An 18,279-nucleotide genomic window follows, 5' to 3' on the forward strand; every position below is an offset into this window, starting at 1 on the left:
CACGACGCACCCCGGTGTGGTGTGCCGCTACGTGGACCTGCGGCGCACCTGTAGCGCCCTCTGTCGCTGACCGCCCGCCGTCCACGGCGCACGGGCGCCTGAACCGACCGGTCTCCGCCGTCGGTCCGCGCCCGCCGTCTCCCGCCGTGCTCCCGGCGTTCCGCCGCCTCTCCCCGCCCCTGTCCCGGCCCCGGCCGTGAATCCGCCGACGCCCATGCCCTGTTCGCGGCATGCCCCGGTACGCATCGCCGCGTCCGGGTGTGCCCGCCGCGGCGCGCCCCGACGACCGGTGCCACGGCGCACCTCCCCATGTCCCGAGCCCGCGGCCCGACCGGCCGCGCCCTCGAAGAGAGAACTCAGATGTCCGGACGCCTCACGCCCCTGCTCCCGAGAACCGCCCCGCGCCCCCGGCTGCGCGCGGCCGCCCTGGGAACCGTCCTCCTCACCCTGCTCGCCCCCGCCCTCAGCGCCTGCGGCGGCGACTCCGCCGCGGCGGGCGGCAGCGCCACGCTGAAGTGGGCCTCCTCCTACTTCCCCACCCACTGGGACCCGGTGGTCGGCGGCAGCGGCGCCCAGTTCCGTGAACTCGCCCTCGTCTACGCCTCGTTGACGAAGACCGACGAGAAGGGCAACGCCGTTCCGGACCTGGCCAAGAGCTGGGAGTACAACGCCGAGGGCGACCAGATCACCTTCCACCTGCGGTCCGGCCTGAAGTTCAGCGACGGCGAACCGGTGAACGCGGCCGCCGTGAAGGCGGCGATCGAGCGGGCCAAGAAGCAGAAGAACTCCGCCCTGTTCGGCGATCTGACCTCCATCGGCTCGGTGGACGCCAAGGGGCTCGACGCGGTCGTCCACCTCACCCAGGTCGACTACCAGATCCCGCAGCTGCTCGGCGAGCGCGTGCTGCAGATCGCCAGCCCGAAGGCGGCGAAGTCCCCGGACGAGCTGGACCGGAACCCGGTCGGCGCGGGCCCGTTCATCGTCACGCAGATCGTCCCGGGCACCAAGGCGGTCCTGAAGAAGAACCCGGACTACTGGGACGCGAAGAACATCCACATCGACAACGTCGAACTGACCTCGGCCCCGGACGCCTCCACGGTGGTGTCGGGCCTGCAGACGGGCGTCTACAACTTCGCTGACATCGCGCCCAGTCAGGCCAAGGCCGCCAAGAAGGCCGGCCTCGACGTCTTCGTGCAGCCCGGCTTCAACGCCTCCAACATCAGCCTCAACGTCAACAAGGCGCCGTTCGACGACGCCAAGGTGGTCGACGCGGTCCGCTACGCGATCAACCGTCAGGAGTTCGTCGACAAGCTGACGTTCGGCTACGGCGAGACCACCGACCAGCCCTTCCCCAAGGGATACGTGGCCTACGACCCCGAGTCGGCCGACACCTACCCCTACGACCCGGCGAAGTCGAAGAAGCTGCTCGCAAAGGCCGGTCACAAGTCCGGGGACATCAAGCTGAACCTGGTGATCCCCGCGGAGGACCCGCAGGCGGAGATCGTCCAGTCGCAGCTCGCGAAGGTCGGCATCACCGTCACCATCAAGATCGACAAGAACTGGGCGACCCCGTTCTTCGCCAAGGACCTGACCTTCTCGCTGTACGGCACGACGGGCCGGGACTCCGCGCTCCAGACGCTCACCGCGCACTTCGGCCCCAACGGCCCGCTCAACCTCGGCTCGCCGTACGAGCCCGCCGGGTTCGAGGCGGCCGCCGCCAAGGTACGGCAGACCCCGCTGGACTCCCCGGACTACGCGAAGGTCCTCCAGGCGGCGACCCGGGCCGGGCTCCAGAGCAGGGCGCTGATCTTCACCTACTCGCAGCCCAACCTGATCGCCAAGAGCAAGTCCGTGTCCGCGCTGCCCGGGAACCCGGCCCACATCGACTGGACCGGCGTGACCATCGGCGGCAGCTGACCCCGCTCCCGGCCCACAGTCCACCCATCACGGTTCACCACAGAGAGGGGGCACCCCATGACGACGACCCCGGCACCGCAGACGCCGGTCGCGCGTCGTACGGCCGCCGCGGCCAGGGCCCGGCACACCTTCGGCCGCGTCCTGGCCGCCCTCGCCCGGTCGGTCGCGATCTTCGTGCCGGTCTTCCTGGTCGCGACGTTCGTGACGTTCGCGCTGCGCTCGCTCAGCGGGCTCAGCCCGGCGCGGATCCAGCTGGGCGAGGAGGCGACACCCGAGGCGATCGCCCGCGTCGAGGCGCAGTGGGGCCTGGACCGGCCCTTCCTGGTGCAGTACGGCCACTGGTTCGAGGGCGTGCTGCACGGCCGGCTCGGCACCAGCTGGACCAACGGCGCCGACATCTCCACCCTGATCGGGCTCGGCCTCGGGGTGAGCCTGTCGGTGGCGACCTTCGCGCTGGTCATCGGCGTCGTCGTGGGGTTCGCCCTGGGCACGGTGGCGGCGCTGCGCCGCGCCACCTGGCTGGACCGGGCCATCACCGGCCTGGTCACGCTGATCTCGGTGATGCCCGCCTTCGTCGTCGGGATCGTGCTGGTGGCGGTCTTCGCGGTCGGCCTCGGGCTCTTCCCGTCGGCCGGCTACGTCCCCGCGGCGCAGGGCGTCGGGCCCTGGCTGGCCCACATCACCCTGCCCGCGGTGGCCCTGAGCTTCGACGTGATCGCCGACGTGGCGCGGCAGTTGCGGACGAGCCTCATCGCGGCCTACCGGGAGAACTACGTGACCGGCGCGCTGGTGCGGGGGCTGAGCCCACGCCGGATCTTCTTCCGGCACGTGCTGCGCAACGGCCTGGGTCCTGCCCTCGCCACCCTGGGTCTGAAGTTCCCGGCCCTGGTCGGCGCGTCCGTCGTCACCGAGTGGATCTTCGGGCTCCAGGGGTTCGGCCGGTTCGCCAACGACTCCGCGCAGGCCGGTGACGTACCGGCCGTGCAGGGCGTCCTGGTCGTCTCGATCGTCCTGGTCGTCCTGTTCAACCTGCTCGTCAACCTGGTGCTGGCGCGCGTGACGCCGGCCTCGCAGAGGGGGGTGTGACCCGTGGTGCGCCGTGTCCTCGCCCTGCCGTCCGGCAGGATCGCCGTGGCCGTCCTGACCGTGATCGCGCTGCTCGCCGTCCTCGGCCCGCTGCTCGCTCCGCAGGACCCGCTCGCCACCAGTGACAACACCCTGGCCGCCGCGTCCGGCGCGCACTGGCTCGGCACCGACTACCTCGGCCGGGACGTGCTCAGCAGGCTCCTGGAGGGCTCCCGCGTCAGCGTGCTCGGCTCGCTGGAGGTCGCGGTGACCGCGCTGGTGGTGGGGGTGCTCCCGGGCATCCTGTCCGTGCAGCTCGGCCGGACCTTCGAGTGGATCACCCTGCGGCTGGCCGACACCCTGGTCGCCCTGCCGTTCCTGCTGTTCGCCGTCGCCGTGGTCGCGCTGCTGGGCAACGGCATCACCCAGGCCATGCTCGTCACCGGGGTCCTGGTGTCGCCGCTGTTCTACCGGGTGTCCAGGGCGGCCACGCTGGCGGTGGCCCGCTCGCCGTACGTGGAGGCCGCGCTGATCTCCGGCGCCTCGGTCGGCCGGGTGGTGCGCCGCCACCTCTGGGTCAAGGTGCTGCCGCCGATCGCGGTGGCGCTCGCCCAGACCGTCGGGGTCGGCTTCGTGATCGTCTCCAGCCTGACGTTCCTCGGGATCGGCGTGCAGCCGCCCGCGCCCACCTGGGGCGGGCTGCTCGCCTCCGACCTCGGCTACCTCGCCCAGCAGCCGTGGGCGCCGTTCACCCCGGCCCTGCTGATCGTGGTCACCGTGTGGGCCTGCAACGTGCTCGCCGACGCCATCCGCGACGTCTCCGGCGAGGCGGGCCGCGCCCTGCTCGACAGCCGCCGGGCCCGCCGCGACCGCCTCGACCAGGCCGACCCCGCCCCCGCCGGAGGTGCGTGATGAGTGACCCGTCGTCGCAGACACTGCTGCCCGGGACCGGCGGGACGGCCACGCCCGGCCGTCCGGCGAAGAACGGCGAGCGTCTGGCGAAGAACGGCGAGACCGGTGCCACTGGTGAGATCGGTGCGACCAGTGCGACCGGTGCGACCGCCAGGAGCGGTGCGGAGGAACGGCCGCGTCCCGCCGGGCCTGCCACCGCCCCCGCGCCCGTGCTCGCCCTCCGGGACGTGCGCATCGGGGACCGGGCCGCCGGGCGGGAGATCGTCCACGGGGTGAGCTTCGCCCTCACGCCCGGCCGGGCGGTGGGGATCGTCGGCGAGTCCGGCAGCGGGAAGACCCTCACCTGCCGGGCCGCGCTCGGCATCCTGCCCGCCCACTTCGACGTCACCGGCGGCACGGTGGAGATCGAGGGCCGCGACATCGCGGACCTCACCCCCGCGCGGTGGACCGCCCTGCGGGGCGCCACGATCAGCGCCGTCTTCCAGGACCCGGCCTCCTACCTCAACCCCTCGCTGACCGTCGGCGCGCAGGTCGCCGAGGTGGTGCGGGTGAAGAAGGGCCTACGGCGGCGCGAGGCCCGCGAGGAGGCCGTCGGGCTCCTGCGCGACCTGCACCTGAGGGACCCGGAGCTGGTCTACGGCCAGTACCCGCACGAGCTGTCCGGCGGCATGCTCCAGCGCGTGCTCATCGCGGCCGCGATCGCCGCCGGGCCGCGGATCCTGATCGCCGACGAGGCCACCACCGCGCTCGACGTCACGGTCCAGGCCGAGATCATCGACCTCCTGGCCGACCTGCGCGAGCGCACCGGGCTGGCCCTGGTGGTGGTCTCCCACGACCTGGCCGTCGTCGCCCAGCTGTGCGACGAGGTCCTCGTGATGCGGCAGGGCGAGGTCGTCGAGCAGGGCCCGACCCGGGAGGTCCTGCACCACCCCCGGCACGAGTACACCCGGCTGCTGATCGCCGAGCACGAGCAGTACGGCCTGGAGAGGTTCCGCACCCCCGAGGAGGACGCGTGAGCACCCGCCCCACGCCCGAGTCCGCCGAGCACGACGAGTCCGCCGTGCCCGCCGAGCCCGTCCTGCGCGTGGAGGGTCTGGAGGTCGGCTACGGACCGCGCCGCCGGCGCCGCCGCGCCCTGCACGACGTCTCCCTGACCGTCGCGCCGGGCGAGACCGTCGGCGTCATCGGCGAGACCGGCTCCGGCAAGTCCACGCTCGCGCGGGCCGTCCTCGGCCTGGTGCGCGCCTCGGCCGGGTCGGTCGTGGTGGGCGGCGAGGACGTCACGTCGTACACCGCCCGCCAGTGGCGCGCGCTGCGCCGCCGGGGCGTGGTGCAGTACGTCTTCCAGGACCCGCTGCGCAGCCTGGACCCCGACCTCACCGTCGCGGCCTCCCTGGCCGAACCCCTGCTGATCCAGGGGGTGTCCCGCGAGGAGGCGGCCGCCCGGGTGCGGGCCTTCCTGCCCCGGGTGCAGCTGACCGCCGACCTCCTGGACCGGCTGCCCGGCGAGCTGTCCGGCGGCCAGCGCCAGCGCGTCACGGTGGCCCGGGCGCTGGTCACCGGACCGCGCCTGGTCATCCTGGACGAGCCGGTGAGCGCGCTGGACTCCGCCAACCGGGTCCAGGTCCTGGAGATCCTCAAGGAACTCCGCGCCGACGGAACCGCGTTGGTCTTCATCTCCCACGACCTCGGGTCCGTCGCCGGGATCGCCGACCGCGTCGCGGTGCTGTACCGGGGCGAGCTGGTCGAGCTCGGCGCCGCCCGCGACGTCGTCAACACGCCCCGGCACCCGTACACCCGGCTGCTCGTCGCCTCCGCGCCCACCCTGCACGGCGCGCCGGCCGACCGGGCCGAACGTGAGGCGCTGCGCGCCCTGCTGCACACCTGAGACCTTCCGACAGACAGGAACAGCCATGTCCTCCCGCACCATCCACCTCGCGCTCCACCCCTACGGCGTCGGCGGCCCGGGCCAGCACGGCCTGTGGAAGGACCCCCGGGTCGCGAAGAACGCGAGCGTCGACATCGACTACTACATCCGGCTCGCCAAGGCCGCCGAACACGCCCTGTTCGACGCCCTGTTCATCGTCGACAGCCAGTTCATCAACGCCACCTACCCGGCGCACTACCTCAACCGCCTGGAGCCGCTGACCCTGTTGTCGGCGGTCGCCACCCACACCCGGCACATCGGCCTGGTGGGCACGGCGAGTTCGACGTACAACTCGCCGTTCAACCTGGCCCGCCGCTTCGCCTCCCTCGACCACATCAGCGGCGGCCGGGCCGGCTGGAACGTGGTGACCAGCTTCGACACCGGCACGTCCCGGAACTTCGGCCTCGACGAGCACCTCGACTACTCGACGCGCTACGGCCGGGCCCTGGAGTTCGTGCAGGTCGCGCGGGGGCTGTGGGACTCCTACGAGGACGACGCCTTCCCCGCCGACGTCGAGCGGAACGTCTTCCTGGACCCGGCCAGGCTGCACGAGCTCAACCACGAGGGCGAGCACTTCAAGGTGGCCGGACCGCTGAACCTGTCCCGCTCCCCGCAGGGCCAGCCGGTGATCTTCCAGGCCGGTGTCTCCGAGGAGGGCCGCGATCTGGCCGCCCGGGTCGCCGAGGGCATCTACGCCCCCGGCGGCACCCTGGAGCAGGCGCGGGAGTACTACACGGACATCAAGAAGCGCACCGCCGCCTACGGCCGCGACCCCGACCACATCAAGATCTTCATCCACGGCGGACCGGTCGTCGCGGCCACCGACGAGGCGGCCCGGCGCCGGGAGCGGGAGATCTTCGAGGAGGACAACGACTTCCGGCGCAACCTGGCGCTGCTCGGCCGTGCCTTCGGCGCCTACGACTTCAGCGCCCACGACCTGGACGCGCCCTTCCCCGACGTCGCCCACCTCGCCGAGAAGGGCGGCCGCACGGGAGCGGCCAAGCTGATCGAGCGGGCCCGGACCGAGAACCTGACGCTCCGCCAGGTCGCGGACCTGGTCAGCGAGTTCCGGCAGTCCCCGTTCGTCGGCGACCCGCGGACGGTGGCCGACACGATCGAGCGGTGGTTCGCCGCCGGCACCTTCGACGGCATCAACCTCGCCTTCCGCACCGAGGAGGAGCTGGCGCTGTTCGTCGACGGCGTGGTGCCGCTGCTCCAGAAGCGCGGCCTGTTCCGCACCGAGTACGCGGCCGACACCCTGCGCGGCAACCTCGGGCTCCCGGTCCCCGTGAACCGGCACAGCCGCGAGCGCTCGCTCGTGACCGGCTGAGGGCCGCGTCATGACCGAACTGTCGGTGACGGGCGGACGCGACGTCCACACCGTGCGCTTCCCGGACGCCCCGCCTCCCGGGGAGACGGACGTACTGATCGTCGGCGCGGGCCCGGTCGGGCTCGCGGCGGCCGTCGAGCTGACCGCCCGCGGGGTGCGCACGGCCGTGGTCGAACGGGCCCGCGCCGCCACCCTGGTACGGGCCGGCGCGATGGGGCACAGTCCCCGGGTCGTGGAGCACCTGCGCCGCTGGGGGCTGCTCCAGCGGGTCAGGGACGCCTGGACCTACCCGCCGGAATGGCACCGGGGCACCCGGCTGGTGACGTCCCTGGCCGGACACGAGCTGGTGCCCGCGGCCCGGCCGTCCTTCACGGCGCGCGGCGGCGGTCCCGGGTTCTCGGCGGGCGAGGCGCTGCGGCGACCGCAGACCGTCTTCCAGCGGGTGTTCCTGGACCACCTGGCCGAGCGGGGCACCGCGGTCTGCGGCGGCTGGGAGCTGACGGGGCTGCGGGAGACCGGCGACGCGGTGCTCGCCGAGCTGACGCACGTGGAGTCGGGCGACCGGCGCACGGTACGGGCGGCCTACCTGCTGGGCACCGACGGCGGCCGCAGCACCACCCGGCGCCTGGCCGGCATCGGGCGGGAGGGCGCGCACGCCGACGAGAAACGGCTGCGGCTCGTGGTGCGCGCCGGGGACGTCTCCGGCCGGGTCGGCCCCGCCCCGAGCGCCACCAACATCGTCGTCAACGCGAAGGCGTCGGGTTTCCTGGCGGCCATCAGCGCGCGGGAGTGGCGGGTCTACGCCGGGCCCTACCCGCTGGACCACGAGCCGGACGAGGGGGAGCTGCTGGCGGTGGCCCGGGCCGCGTTCGGCTTCGACCCGGGTCTGGAGCTGGTGTCCGCGACGACCTTCTACAGCGCCACCCGGATCGCCGGGACGTTCCGCCGCGGCCGGGTGCTGCTCGCCGGGGACGCGGCCCATGTGCGCACGCCCGGCGGCAACCTGGGCGAGGGCATCGGCGATGTCGTCAACCTCGGCTGGAAGCTCGCCGCGGTCCTCGCGGGGCACGCCCCGCCGGCGCTGCTGGACTCCTACGACCGGGAACGGCGGCCGCACAACCGGCGGGTCGCGGACGCCTCGCTGGCGCGTTCGCGCCGCAACGAGGCCGCTCTCGCGGAGATCCGCCGCGACGGCATCCCCGACGACACCGACCGCACTCCCGCGGCGAGCGCGCGCCGGGCCGCCATCGGCGACCGGCTGCGCCGGGAGCACACCGGGTCCGACGGGGTCACCTTCGACGAGCGGTACGACGACTCGCCGGTCGTCTGGTACGAGCCGGACGGTCCCGGTGCCGCGCCGCCGTGGCGCGACGACGTCTACACGGACGACCCGCGCCCCGGCCACCGCGCCCCCGACGGCCTGGTGGACCCGGGCGGCGGCACGCTCCACGACCGGCTGGGCACCGCCTTCGGTCTGCTCGTCCTGGACGAGGACCGGACGGTGGAACGGGCCTTCGCCGCGGAGGCCGCGGCCCGCGCGCTGCCGTTCACCGTCGTCCACCTCGCCGATCCCGCCGCCCGCGCCGTCTACGGCACGGCGAACGTGCTGGTCCGGCCCGACCAGCACGTCGTCTGGCGCGGCGCCGGACTTCCGCCGGGCGGCGCGGCGGCCGTGCTCGACCTGGTGCTGGGGCGTGCCCCGGCCGTCGCGGACGGCGCCGCCCGCACCTTCGGCCCCTTCACCACCGACCTACCACCCGCAGGGGGTGCGGCGCCCGTGCGCCGGGCCCGTCAGGTATCCGCAGGAGAATGACATGACCCAGTACACCGACCACTTCGCCCCCGAGGGCCTGCGCGTGCGCGGCACGGTCGTCGTGGTGCCCGGCCGCGGCGAGACCCGGGACACCTACGACCGGTTCGGCCGCCGGCTCGCCGCGGACGCCTACCGGGTGCGGGTCGTCGACGCCCCGGTGACCGGGCCCGGCGACCCGGCGGCCTCGCTGACCGACCTGGCCGCGCTGCTGGCCGACGCGGTCGCGGGCACCGGGGAGGCCACCGGTGACGGCGACGGCGTCGCACGGCCCGTGGTCGTCGTGGGCGCCGACTCCGGTGCCGTGGCCGTCGCCGCGCTGCTGGGCCGGGACGGCGCGCGAGGCGCGGCGCGGCCCGACGCCCTGGTCCTGGCCGGTCTGCCCGGCCGTCCGGCCGGCCCGGTGGGCGGCTGGGACGACGAACTCGACGTGCGCACCTCCTGCCCCACCCACCGGGGCACGCTCACCGACGACCCCGGGGTACGCCGGGGTTCGCTGGACGAGGCGCTGCCCGACGCCCTGCTGGACGCCGTGCACACGTCGGACACCGGCCTGCCGGTGCTGCTGCTCACCGGGGACGCCGACCCGCTGGCCGCCCCCGAGGCGCTGGAGCGGCTGGCGAAGCAGCTGCCCAGGGCGCGGCTGTCGGTGGTGCACGGCGCCCACCACGACGTGCTCAACGACCTCCAGCACCGGTCGGTGGCGGCCGAGGTCGTCTCCTTCCTGGAGACCCTCCGCAACGACCTGCGTCCGCCGGTCACCGTGCGGTCGAGCGCGTGGTGACGCCTCGCCGCCCGCGCCGTCGTCCCGTCCCGTCCGTCTGAACCACGATCCCGGAAGGTCCCCCGCATGGCTGTCGTCCTGTCCGTCTCCGGAAGCCCCTCTCCCACCTCCCGCACCACCCGGCTGCTGCGTCACCTGGACGACCGGCTGCGCGGGCAGGGCCACGTGGTGACCCCGCTGGAGGTGCGCTCCCTGCCGGCCGAGGCGCTGCTGGGCGCCGACCTCCGGCATCCGGCGATCACCGAGGTCGCGGACCTCTTCGCCCGGGCGGACGGGGTGGTCGTCGGCACGCCCGTCTACAAGGCCGCCTACTCGGGTCTGCTCAAGTCGCTGCTCGACCTGCTGCCTCAGTACGCGCTGAGCGGCAAGACGGTGCTGCCCCTGGCCACCGGCGGCAGCACGGCCCATGTGCTGGCCATCGACTACGCCCTGCGGCCGGTGCTCAGCTCCATGGGCGCGGCGCACATCGTGCCCGGCTGGTTCACCCTCGACCGCGACATCGCCCGCGAGGACGGCGTCCCCGTGCTGGCGCCCGCCGTGGCCGGGCCGCTGGAACAGATCACCGACCAGTTCTCGGCCGCCCTGGGCGGCCGCCTGGACACCCTGGCCGCCACGGCCTGAGCCTTCCGCGGCCGCGGGGCGCCCGCAGGCCACGAACAGTCGCGAAGCCCCGGCCGCCTCACCGCGGCCGGGGCTTCGCTCGTGCTCAGACCCGCTCGTCCCGGGCGAAGAGGACCTCCGGCTCCCCGATCCTGCGGTACGACCGGTCCGGCCCGGCCGTGACCGCGCCGCCCAGGCCCTCAGCGCGCGGTCAGCTCTCCTGTGCCCAGGCCGAGTTCGGCCTCGGCCACGGTGCGGGGCATGTCCGCCGTGGGGGTACGGCGGTGGGTGGCGCTGGTGTTGATGTAGGCGCTGGCGCCGTCGATGGCGACGAGGATGCGGGTGGCGGCCCCCCAGGGGTCCGGGCAGGAGAAGGCGCCGGCCGCGGTCCCGGCCGTGATGATCTCCTCCAGGCGCCGGCACCAGAGCAGTTCCTGCTTCACGACGTGCTCGCGCAGTACCGGGCGGTAGCGCGAGAGGTGCCGGGCGTTCAGCCAGAGCCTGCTGACGTCGTCGAACTCGGCGCTCGACGTGAGCCCGAAGAAGCGCCGGAAGGTGTGCAGCGGGCCGTCGTGCTCCGGCGGCAGCAGCCCGTCGAGTTCGGCCATGGTGGCGCTGGTGAACGCCTCGGCGACCAGTTCGTCCGCCGCCGGGAAGTAGTGGCCGACCAGTCCGGGCTGGACGCCCAGCTCGTCGGCGACCCGGCGCAGCGTGACGCACTCCAGACCCTCGGTGAGCCCGATCCGCGCCGCCGTGGCGACGATCTCGGTGCGGCGTTCGGCCGGCGCCTTGCGGACGCGCTTGCCCGGAGCTCTTGACGTCATGCGGTGAATGTTATTGAGTGGGCGACCAATAAAGCAATTGGTCGCTTGACCAATAAGCGAGATCGGCCGGAAATCGCTGGTCACAGTTGGCGAAGCGGTCGATGTGCGCCCGGGATCAGCGTCCCCGCACCACCGTCAGGAGACCCACGTGCACGACTCCCCCACCGATGCCGGCGAACTCGCCGAGTACGGCTACCAGCAGGAGCTGAGACGGACCCTGTCGCCGTGGGCCGTGTTCGCGATCGGGTTCGCGACCATCTCGCCGGTGGTCGGCATCTACGCCGTCGTACAGCTCGGCTTCGTCTTCGCGGGCCCCGCCTGGATCTGGGCCGTGGTCGTCGCCTTCCTCGGCCAGCTGCTCGTCGCCGTGGTCTACGCGGAGCTGTCCTCCCAGTTCCCGATCACCGGCGGCGTCTACCAGTGGGTGCGCCGGCTGGCCGGCCCCCGGCTGGGCTGGCTGGTCGGCTGGATCTACCTCGCCTCGGCGGTCGCGTCCCTGACCACGGTCGCCTACCTGGGCGCCACCTGGCTCTACATGCTGTTCGCCGACGGCACGCCCTCGGCCGCCGTCCACGTCCTGCTCGGCGTGGTCTTCGTCGCCGTGGCGCTCGCCATCAACCTGCTCGGGGTCGACCCGGTCAAGCACTTCCTGAACGCCGGCATCGTCGCGGAGGGCGTCGCCTCCATCGCGGTCAGCCTGTTCCTGCTGGTCTTCGCCCACCACAACGGCTTCGGCATCCTGTTCGACACCCTCGGCGCGCAGAGCGCCTCCGGCGGATCGGTGACCGCGGGCTTCCTGACCTGCGTCGCGGTGGCCGGCTGGGCCTTCCTCGGCTTCGACGCCACCACCCAGGTCGCCGAGGAGACCGAGCAGCCGCGGCGCAGCGTGCCGCGCGCCCTGCTGCGCGCGTACCTCTTCGTCGCCTTCACCGTGCTGCTGACCGGGCTCGCCGTCACCCTCGCCCTCGAGCGCCCCGGCGACGCGGTCTCCGGCGCGGTCGTCGACCCCGTCTTCGAGGCGGTGACCGCGGGGCTCGGCGGCTGGAGCGAGAAGCCGTTCATCGTCGTCGTCCTGATCGCGTTCTTCGCCTGCGCGATCTCCATCCAGACCTACATCGGCCGTGCCGTCTACGCCTTCGCCCGCGACCGCCAGCTGCCCTTCTCGCCGGTGCTGGCGACGGTCGGGGCCCGGCAGATCCCGTACGTCTCCCTCGTCGCCACCGCCGTCCTCGGCGCGCTCGGGCTGCTGTTCGGTCTCAACGGCAACGCGGCCGCGACGCTGATCGCGTTCGGTTCCGGCGGGTTCTACTTCGTGTTCCTCGCCGTCGCCGTGGTCGCGCTGGTGGCCCGGCTGAGCGGCCGCTGGAACCCGGCCGACGGCCAGGTGCGGCTGGGCCGCGCCGGTCTCGTCGTCAACGTGCTGGCGGTGGTGTGGCTGCTGTTCGAGGCCGTCAACATCGCCTGGCCGCGCACCGAGCTGGCCCCGGTCGGCGGCAGCTGGATCCAGGTCTGGGCCGTGGTCCTGGTCTTCTCCGTACTCTTCCTCCTGGGCCTCGGCTACGTCCTGGCCGCCAAGCCGCACACCAAGCTCACCGACCCCGCACCGACCCACCGCACCGAAGAAGTGAAGGCCTCCTGATGTCGTCGCAGCTCTCCCCGGCCGTCGTCCTCGATCCCGGGACCGGCCTGGACGTACGCGAGGTCGCGGTGCGGCCCGCCGGCCCCGGCGAGGTCGAGATCGAGGTCCGCGCGGCCGGTGTCTGCCACTCCGACCTGCACGTGGTGTCCGGCGACTGGCCGGCCGACCGGCCGATGGTCCTCGGGCACGAGGCGGCGGGCGTGGTCACCCGCACCGGCCCCGGCGTCACCTCGGTGCGCCCCGGCGACCACGCGGTCCTGTCCTGGTTCGCGCCCTGCCGCCGCTGCCGCCGCTGCGCGGCCGGGCAGGCCTGGCTGTGCACCGGCACCCAGGCCGTCGCCAACACCCTGCCCGACGGGAGCACGCCGTTCACCGGCGCGGACGGCGCGCAGGTGTGGCCGTACCTCGGTCTCGGCGCCTTCACCGGCCGGCTGACGGTCCCGGAGAGCGCCGTGGTGCGCGTACCCGAGGAACTGCCCTTCGACATCGGCGCGCTGCTCGGCTGCTCGGTGACCACGGGCGTCGGCGCGGTGGTCAACACCGCCGGGGTCCGGCCCGGCGAGTCCGCGGTCGTGATCGGCACCGGCGGGGTCGGCCTCTCCGTGGTGATGGGCCTGCGGCTGGTCGGCGCCGACCCGGTCGTCGCGGTGGACCTCTCCCCCGAACGCCTCGCCGTGGCCCGCCGCTTCGGCGCCACCCACACCCTGGACGGCGCCCGTGACGACGTCGCCGCCTGGTGCCAGGAGCAACTCGGCGGTGTGGACTACGCGTTCGAGGCCATCGGCAGCCCGAGGGTGATCGAGTCGCTGCCCGGGATGCTCACCTCCGGCGGCGCCGCCGTGCTGGTCGGCATGGCCGCGACCGGCGCCACCGGCTCCTTCGACCTGTTCGACCTGGCCGACCAGGGCAAGCGCATCCTGGGCTGCAACTACGGCTCCAGCATCGGCGAGATCGACATACCGAAGCTCGCCCGGCTCTACCTCTCCGGCCGGCTCCCGCTGGACGAACTGGTCGGCAGGACCCGCCCGTTGAGCGAGGCCGCCCAGGCGTTCGACGACCTCAGGTCCAACACCGGGGTACGCACGATCCTCGTGCCCTGACCGGCTCATCTCTCTCCCCCCGTATCCCCCCACTTGGAGGCACCATGTACGCCGTCACCGACCCGGCCACCGGCGAGGTCGTCGAGACCTACCCGACCGCCACCGACGCCGAGGTCGCCGCGGCCGTCGACGCCGCCCACGCCGCCACCGCCTGGGGCCGGTCCGGCTCCGTGGCCGAACGCGCCGCGCTGCTGCGCCGCCTGGGCGACCTGCACGCCGAGCACAGCGCCGAACTCGCCGCGAGCATCGTGCGGGAGATGGGCAAGCCGCTCGCCGAGGCGGAGGGCGAGATCGGCTTCTGCGTCGACATCTACCACTATTACGCCGACCACGCCGAGCGGTTCCTCGCCGACGAGGTCCTCGACGTCACCTCGGGCCCCGGCAGCGCGGTCGTCCGGCGCGGTCCGGTGGGCGTCCTGCTCGGCATCATGCCGTGGAACTTCCCGGCCTACCAGGTCGCCCGGTTCGCGGCGCCCAACCTGGCCGCCGGCAACACCGTCGTCCTCAAGCACGCCCCGCAGTGTCCCGCCACGGCCGCGCTGCTGGAGCGGCTGTTCGCCGAGGCGGGCTTCCCGGCGGGCGCGTACGTCAACGTGTACGCCACCAACGAGCAGATCGCCGACGTGATCGCCGACCCCCGGGTGCACGGTGTCTCGCTGACCGGCTCCGAGCGGGCGGGCGCCGCCGTCGCGGAGATCGCCGGACGGCACCTGAAGAAGGTCGTCCTGGAACTCGGCGGCTCGGACCCGTTCGTGGTGCTGTCCACCGACGACCTGGACTCCGTCGTCGAGGCCGCGGTCGCCGCCCGCCTCGACAACACCGGCCAGGCGTGCAACGCGGCCAAGCGGTTCGTCGTCGTGTCGGACCTGTACGACGCGTTCGTGGAGCGGTTCACCGCCCGGCTGCTGGACTCCGCCACCGGGGCGCCGCTGTCCTCGGCGGCCGCCGCCGAGAACCTCGCCCGGCAGGTCGGCGAGGCGGTGGCCGAGGGCGCCACCCTGCACGGCTCCGCCGAACGGCAGGGCGCCTTCTTCCCGGCGGGCGTCCTGACCGGGCTCACCACCGAGCACACGGCGGCCCGCCAGGAGCTGTTCGGTCCGGTCGCGATGGTGTTCCGGGCGGCCGACGAGGACGACGCCGTACGGATCGCCAACGACACCCCGTACGGCCTCGGTTCCTACGTCTTCACCACCGACCCGGAGCAGGCCGCGCGGGTCGCCGACCGCATCGAGGCCGGCATGGTGTTCGTGAACGGCGTCGGCGCGGAGGGCGCCGAGCTGCCCTTCGGCGGCGTGAAGCGCTCGGGCTTCGGCCGGGAGCTCGGCCGCCTCGGCATCGAGGAGTTCACCAACAAGAAGCTGATCCGCACGGTGGCCTGACGGGCACGGCACCGGTGCGGCGGGGCGTCCGCCGCACCGGTGTCACCGTTCCGGCGCCGGACTCGCCGCCGTAGCGATGGAGTTCAGTCGGTGAAGTAGCGGGCGAGTTCCACCCGGGAGCGGACGCCGAGCTGCGCGAAGACGTTCTGCAGGTGGTACTCGACCGTGCGGGTGCTGATGGTGAGCTGCTGGGCCACCTCGCGGTTGGTCGCGCCGGTGCCGACCTGGCGTGCGATGCGCAGTTGCTGCGGGGTGAGCGCGTCGAGGGGGCCGGGCGCGCCGCTGACGGGGCTCATCGACTCGCCGGCGGCCCGCAGTTCGGCGTGCGCGCGGGCCGTCCAGACGTACGCCCCGCAGTGGTCGAAGCCGATGGCCGCGTCGCGCAGCCGGGCGCGGGCGTCCACGAGCCGGCGTTCCCTGCGCAGCCACATCCCGTAGGCGAGGTGGGTCCGCGCGTGCTCGAACGTGCCGCCCGCCCGCTCGTGCTCGTCGAGTGCCGCGAGGTAGAGCGGTTCCGCCCGCTCGCCGTCGGCGACCAGGGCCCGGCAGCGGTGCAGCTGCGCGGGGGCCTGCGGGTCGGCGCCCATGGCGGCCCACCCGGCGTACAGGTCGATCATGTCGGCGACGCCGTCGAGGGTGCCGGCCAGGACCGCGGCCTCCAGATAGCAGGGCACGGCGAGGATCCACAGCCCGAAGTGGCCCTGCCGGGAGCCGGGCCGCACCAGCACCGCGAGCCGGGCGGCGGCGCGGTCGGCCTTGCCGTGGCCGAGGTCGGCCCGGGCCTGGGCCCAGTGCGCGAGCGTGCTCGCCTGCTTGAGTCCGTTCGCGTGCGCCGTCTCCAGCGTGGCCTCCACATGGCCGGCGACGGTCGCCGGGTCGCCGGAGACGGAGGCGGTCAGCGCCAGCACGGAGGCCAGCTGGGCGGCGACGTTGCGCAGGCCGGCCGCCCGGGCGGCGGCCAGTCCCGTCTCGGCGTGGGCCCGTGCCTGGTGGTGGTTGCCCTCGCGCAGTTCCGCGTACGCCAGGTGCTCCAGCACGCACGGGATCAGCTCGGTGTCCTCGTCGGCGCGGGCCGCGGCCAGCGCCATGCCGAGCGCGCGCCGCGCGGTGCCGACCTCCCCGAGGAGCAGCAGCACGGAGCCCGCGCCGAGCAGCCCGGCCGTCTCGCGGCGCACCGCGATGAGGTCGACCACCGGCCGCAGCAGCGCCCTGGCCCCGGCGAAGTCGCCCGCCATGACGGTGCGCAGACCGGCGCAGTACATCTGCCAGGGCAGGTCGGCGTCGGGGGCGTCCGGGACCGGGCCGCCCGGGTCGAGGGCGCGCAGATAGCCGTCGCGGTCCCCGCCCTGCCAGGCCGCCGAGGCGGCGCTCACCCGGGCGGAGCGGGCCAGGGCCGGATCGGTGGCCTCCAGCCGCTGGGCGGCGAGCAGCAGCGAGTTGTGGGCGTCGGTGACCGGGCCCCGGTACAACAGGTCCCTGCCGCGCCGGAGTTCCTGCCGCGCCTGCTCGGCGGAGGCGAGAACGGAAGCGGAGGAGCCGGGGCGGACCACGCGAGCGGCGGTCCCGCGTCCGACGACCGCACCGGCACCGGCACCGGGGACACGGTCGGATCCCGCCTTGTCTGCTTGGTCGTACACGCGCATCGCCGCTTTCTGTGCCCCGCCTGTGGCCGATCATAACGACGGTGGTGCGCGGACGAACAGGAATCCGGAAATTCGCTGACTCGCAGTCTAATGAGCTGCGTCACCCCGGGGTGGTGACTGGTGATTCCACAGATGCCCCCGGGGCTGCCGGTCCCTAGCGTCCCCATTGACCGCATCCGCGGCTCATCCACCGAGGAGCACCCGTACATCCACCGCCGGAAGGGGAACCCCATGTCCCGACGTATTCGCCGCAACCGCACCGCGCTGTTCGCCGGAGCCGCCGCGCTCGCCGTCGGAGCGGGCTGTCTGACGCTGATCCCGTCCATGGCGTCCGCGGCCACCTGCTCGGACGTCGACGTGGTCTTCGCCCGCGGCACGGGCGAGGCACCGGGTCTGGGCATCGTGGGCACCCCCCTGGTCAGCGCGCTCAAGAGCGCGCTGCCGGGGAAGACGGTGACCTCGCACGCCGTGGACTACGCGGCCAACGCCTCGCAGACCAGCGCCGGGCCGGGCGCCACCGAGATGACTCAGCACGTCACCTCCGTGGCCGCGGACTGCCCCGGCACCTCGTTCGTCCTGGGCGGCTACTCCCAGGGCGCCAGCGTCACCGACATCGCCATCGGCATCCGCACGACGCTCGGCACCGGGCGGACCATCCCGGCCGACCTCGCGCCGCGGGTCAAGGCCGTGGTCGTCTACGGCAACCCGCTGCGGCTGTCCGGCAGGACCATCAACTCCGCCAGCGCGCTCTACGGCGCGAAGGCCAAGGAGTTCTGCAACCTCGGCGACCCGGTCTGCGCCAACGGGGTCAACGGGGCGGCCCACCTCACCTACCACCTCAACGGCAGCGTGCCCGAGGGGGCCCGGTTCGCGGCGGCGAGGATCGACGCGGGGTGATGCCGGGCGCGGGCCGCGCGGGCGGGGGCAGCTCGGGGCCTGGTGACCACGGCCGGGCGGTGTCAGGGCCGGGTGACCACGGCCGGGCGGTGTCAGGGCCGGGTGGTCAGGGCCGGGCGCGCAGCGGGGGGACGGCGGGGACCTCGGGGGCGTCGGCCATCGTGACGGGGGTCAGCCGGAAGGCCTCGGGGTAGGCGTCGGGGTCCGCGCGGCGGGCGGGTTCGCTGGTGCGCCAGGTGTAGAGGCAGCGGCGGCACTGGAGCACGTCCCAGACCCCGGGGTCCGGCGAGGTGTACAGGGTGGCCACGGCCTCGTGGCGGCAGCGGGGGCAGATCGGCATGGCGGGTCTCCTTGCGAGGGGGGGTGCCTCTATCTCTTTCGTCAAGCGAGGCGTGGGGTTCGGGGTTCGTAGAAGGTGCCGTCGCGGAGCATTGCGAACAGCACGTTGATCC

General features: G+C 73.8%; 16 protein-coding genes. 13 read left to right on the forward strand and 3 right to left on the reverse strand.

Annotation, left to right across the window (positions count from 1 at the left end):
* Positions 1 to 360: 360 nt before the first annotated feature.
* The 9 genes from ACZ619_RS07225 (at position 361) to ssuE (ending at position 10,366) form a co-directional block, all read left to right on the forward strand.
* Positions 361 to 1,917 (forward strand): ABC transporter substrate-binding protein, encoded by a 1,557-nt coding sequence (locus ACZ619_RS07225; protein ID WP_469595217.1) that lies wholly within the window; start codon positions 361 to 363, stop codon positions 1,915 to 1,917.
* A 57-nt stretch (positions 1,918 to 1,974) separates the two neighbouring features.
* On the forward strand, positions 1,975 to 3,003 hold the full coding sequence (locus ACZ619_RS07230; RefSeq protein WP_469595219.1) for an ABC transporter permease: 1,029 nt from the start codon (positions 1,975 to 1,977) through the stop codon (positions 3,001 to 3,003).
* 3 nt (positions 3,004 to 3,006) lie between these two features.
* Positions 3,007 to 3,894 carry an ABC transporter permease gene (locus ACZ619_RS07235; protein WP_469595221.1) on the forward strand — a complete coding sequence of 296 codons (888 nt, stop codon included), beginning with the start codon at positions 3,007 to 3,009 and terminating at the stop codon, positions 3,892 to 3,894.
* Positions 3,894 to 4,910, forward strand: coding sequence for an ABC transporter ATP-binding protein (locus tag ACZ619_RS07240; RefSeq protein ID WP_469595224.1), 1,017 nt, complete (start codon positions 3,894 to 3,896; stop codon positions 4,908 to 4,910). Before ACZ619_RS07235 ends, ACZ619_RS07240 begins: the two co-directional genes overlap by 1 nt.
* Complete coding sequence (locus ACZ619_RS07245) at positions 4,907 to 5,782, forward strand: ABC transporter ATP-binding protein (protein ID WP_469595226.1); 876 nt, start codon at positions 4,907 to 4,909, stop codon at positions 5,780 to 5,782. The genes ACZ619_RS07240 and ACZ619_RS07245 overlap by 4 nt, the downstream gene beginning before the upstream one ends.
* Before the next feature lie 25 nt (positions 5,783 to 5,807).
* A complete protein-coding gene (locus ACZ619_RS07250) occupies positions 5,808 to 7,151 on the forward strand; it encodes an LLM class flavin-dependent oxidoreductase (RefSeq protein WP_469595228.1) in 1,344 nt (447 codons plus the stop codon).
* 10 nt (positions 7,152 to 7,161) lie between these two features.
* Positions 7,162 to 8,964, forward strand: a complete 1,803-nt coding sequence (locus ACZ619_RS07255; RefSeq protein WP_469595230.1) for an FAD-dependent oxidoreductase — start codon at positions 7,162 to 7,164, stop codon at positions 8,962 to 8,964.
* Between the two features lies 1 nt (position 8,965).
* Complete coding sequence (locus ACZ619_RS07260) at positions 8,966 to 9,745, forward strand: alpha/beta hydrolase (protein WP_469595232.1); 780 nt, start codon at positions 8,966 to 8,968, stop codon at positions 9,743 to 9,745.
* Between the two features lie 66 nt (positions 9,746 to 9,811).
* Complete coding sequence (gene ssuE, locus ACZ619_RS07265; RefSeq protein ID WP_469595235.1) at positions 9,812 to 10,366, forward strand: NADPH-dependent FMN reductase; 555 nt, start codon at positions 9,812 to 9,814, stop codon at positions 10,364 to 10,366.
* Between the two features lie 179 nt (positions 10,367 to 10,545).
* Here ssuE and ACZ619_RS07270 read toward each other — a convergent pair whose 3' ends face one another.
* Positions 10,546 to 11,169, reverse strand: coding sequence for a TetR/AcrR family transcriptional regulator (locus tag ACZ619_RS07270; protein WP_469595237.1), 624 nt, complete (start codon positions 11,167 to 11,169; stop codon positions 10,546 to 10,548).
* Positions 11,170 to 11,317: 148 nt separating this feature from the next.
* On the opposite strand from ACZ619_RS07270, the gene ACZ619_RS07275 reads away from it, so the two are divergent.
* Genes ACZ619_RS07275 through ACZ619_RS07285 form a run of 3 tightly spaced genes read left to right on the forward strand, consistent with a single transcriptional unit; the run spans position 11,318 to position 15,287 of the window.
* On the forward strand, positions 11,318 to 12,808 hold the full coding sequence (locus ACZ619_RS07275) for an APC family permease (protein WP_469595240.1): 1,491 nt from the start codon (positions 11,318 to 11,320) through the stop codon (positions 12,806 to 12,808).
* Entirely contained in the window at positions 12,808 to 13,908 is a 1,101-nt protein-coding gene (locus tag ACZ619_RS07280) for a zinc-binding dehydrogenase (protein ID WP_469595243.1), read from the forward strand. The genes ACZ619_RS07275 and ACZ619_RS07280 overlap by 1 nt, the downstream gene beginning before the upstream one ends.
* Positions 13,909 to 13,952: 44 nt before the next feature.
* A complete protein-coding gene (locus ACZ619_RS07285; protein WP_469595246.1) occupies positions 13,953 to 15,287 on the forward strand; it encodes an NAD-dependent succinate-semialdehyde dehydrogenase in 1,335 nt (444 codons plus the stop codon).
* Positions 15,288 to 15,370: 83 nt separating this feature from the next.
* Here the strand turns inward: ACZ619_RS07285 and ACZ619_RS07290 are convergent, their stop codons facing one another.
* Positions 15,371 to 16,924, reverse strand: a complete 1,554-nt coding sequence (locus tag ACZ619_RS07290) for a helix-turn-helix transcriptional regulator (RefSeq protein WP_469595248.1) — start codon at positions 16,922 to 16,924, stop codon at positions 15,371 to 15,373.
* A 237-nt stretch (positions 16,925 to 17,161) separates the two neighbouring features.
* Here ACZ619_RS07290 and ACZ619_RS07295 point away from each other — a divergent pair, with 237 nt between their 5' ends.
* A complete protein-coding gene (locus ACZ619_RS07295; protein ID WP_469595250.1) occupies positions 17,162 to 17,827 on the forward strand; it encodes a cutinase family protein in 666 nt (221 codons plus the stop codon).
* A gap of 106 nt (positions 17,828 to 17,933) precedes the next feature.
* Here the strand turns inward: ACZ619_RS07295 and ACZ619_RS07300 are convergent, their stop codons facing one another.
* Positions 17,934 to 18,167 carry a non-oxidative hydroxyarylic acid decarboxylases subunit D gene (locus ACZ619_RS07300; RefSeq protein WP_469595252.1) on the reverse strand — a complete coding sequence of 78 codons (234 nt, stop codon included), beginning with the start codon at positions 18,165 to 18,167 and terminating at the stop codon, positions 17,934 to 17,936.
* Positions 18,168 to 18,279 lie beyond the last annotated feature (112 nt).

It is taken from the genome of Streptomyces sp. NPDC104367 (assembly GCF_055583825.1).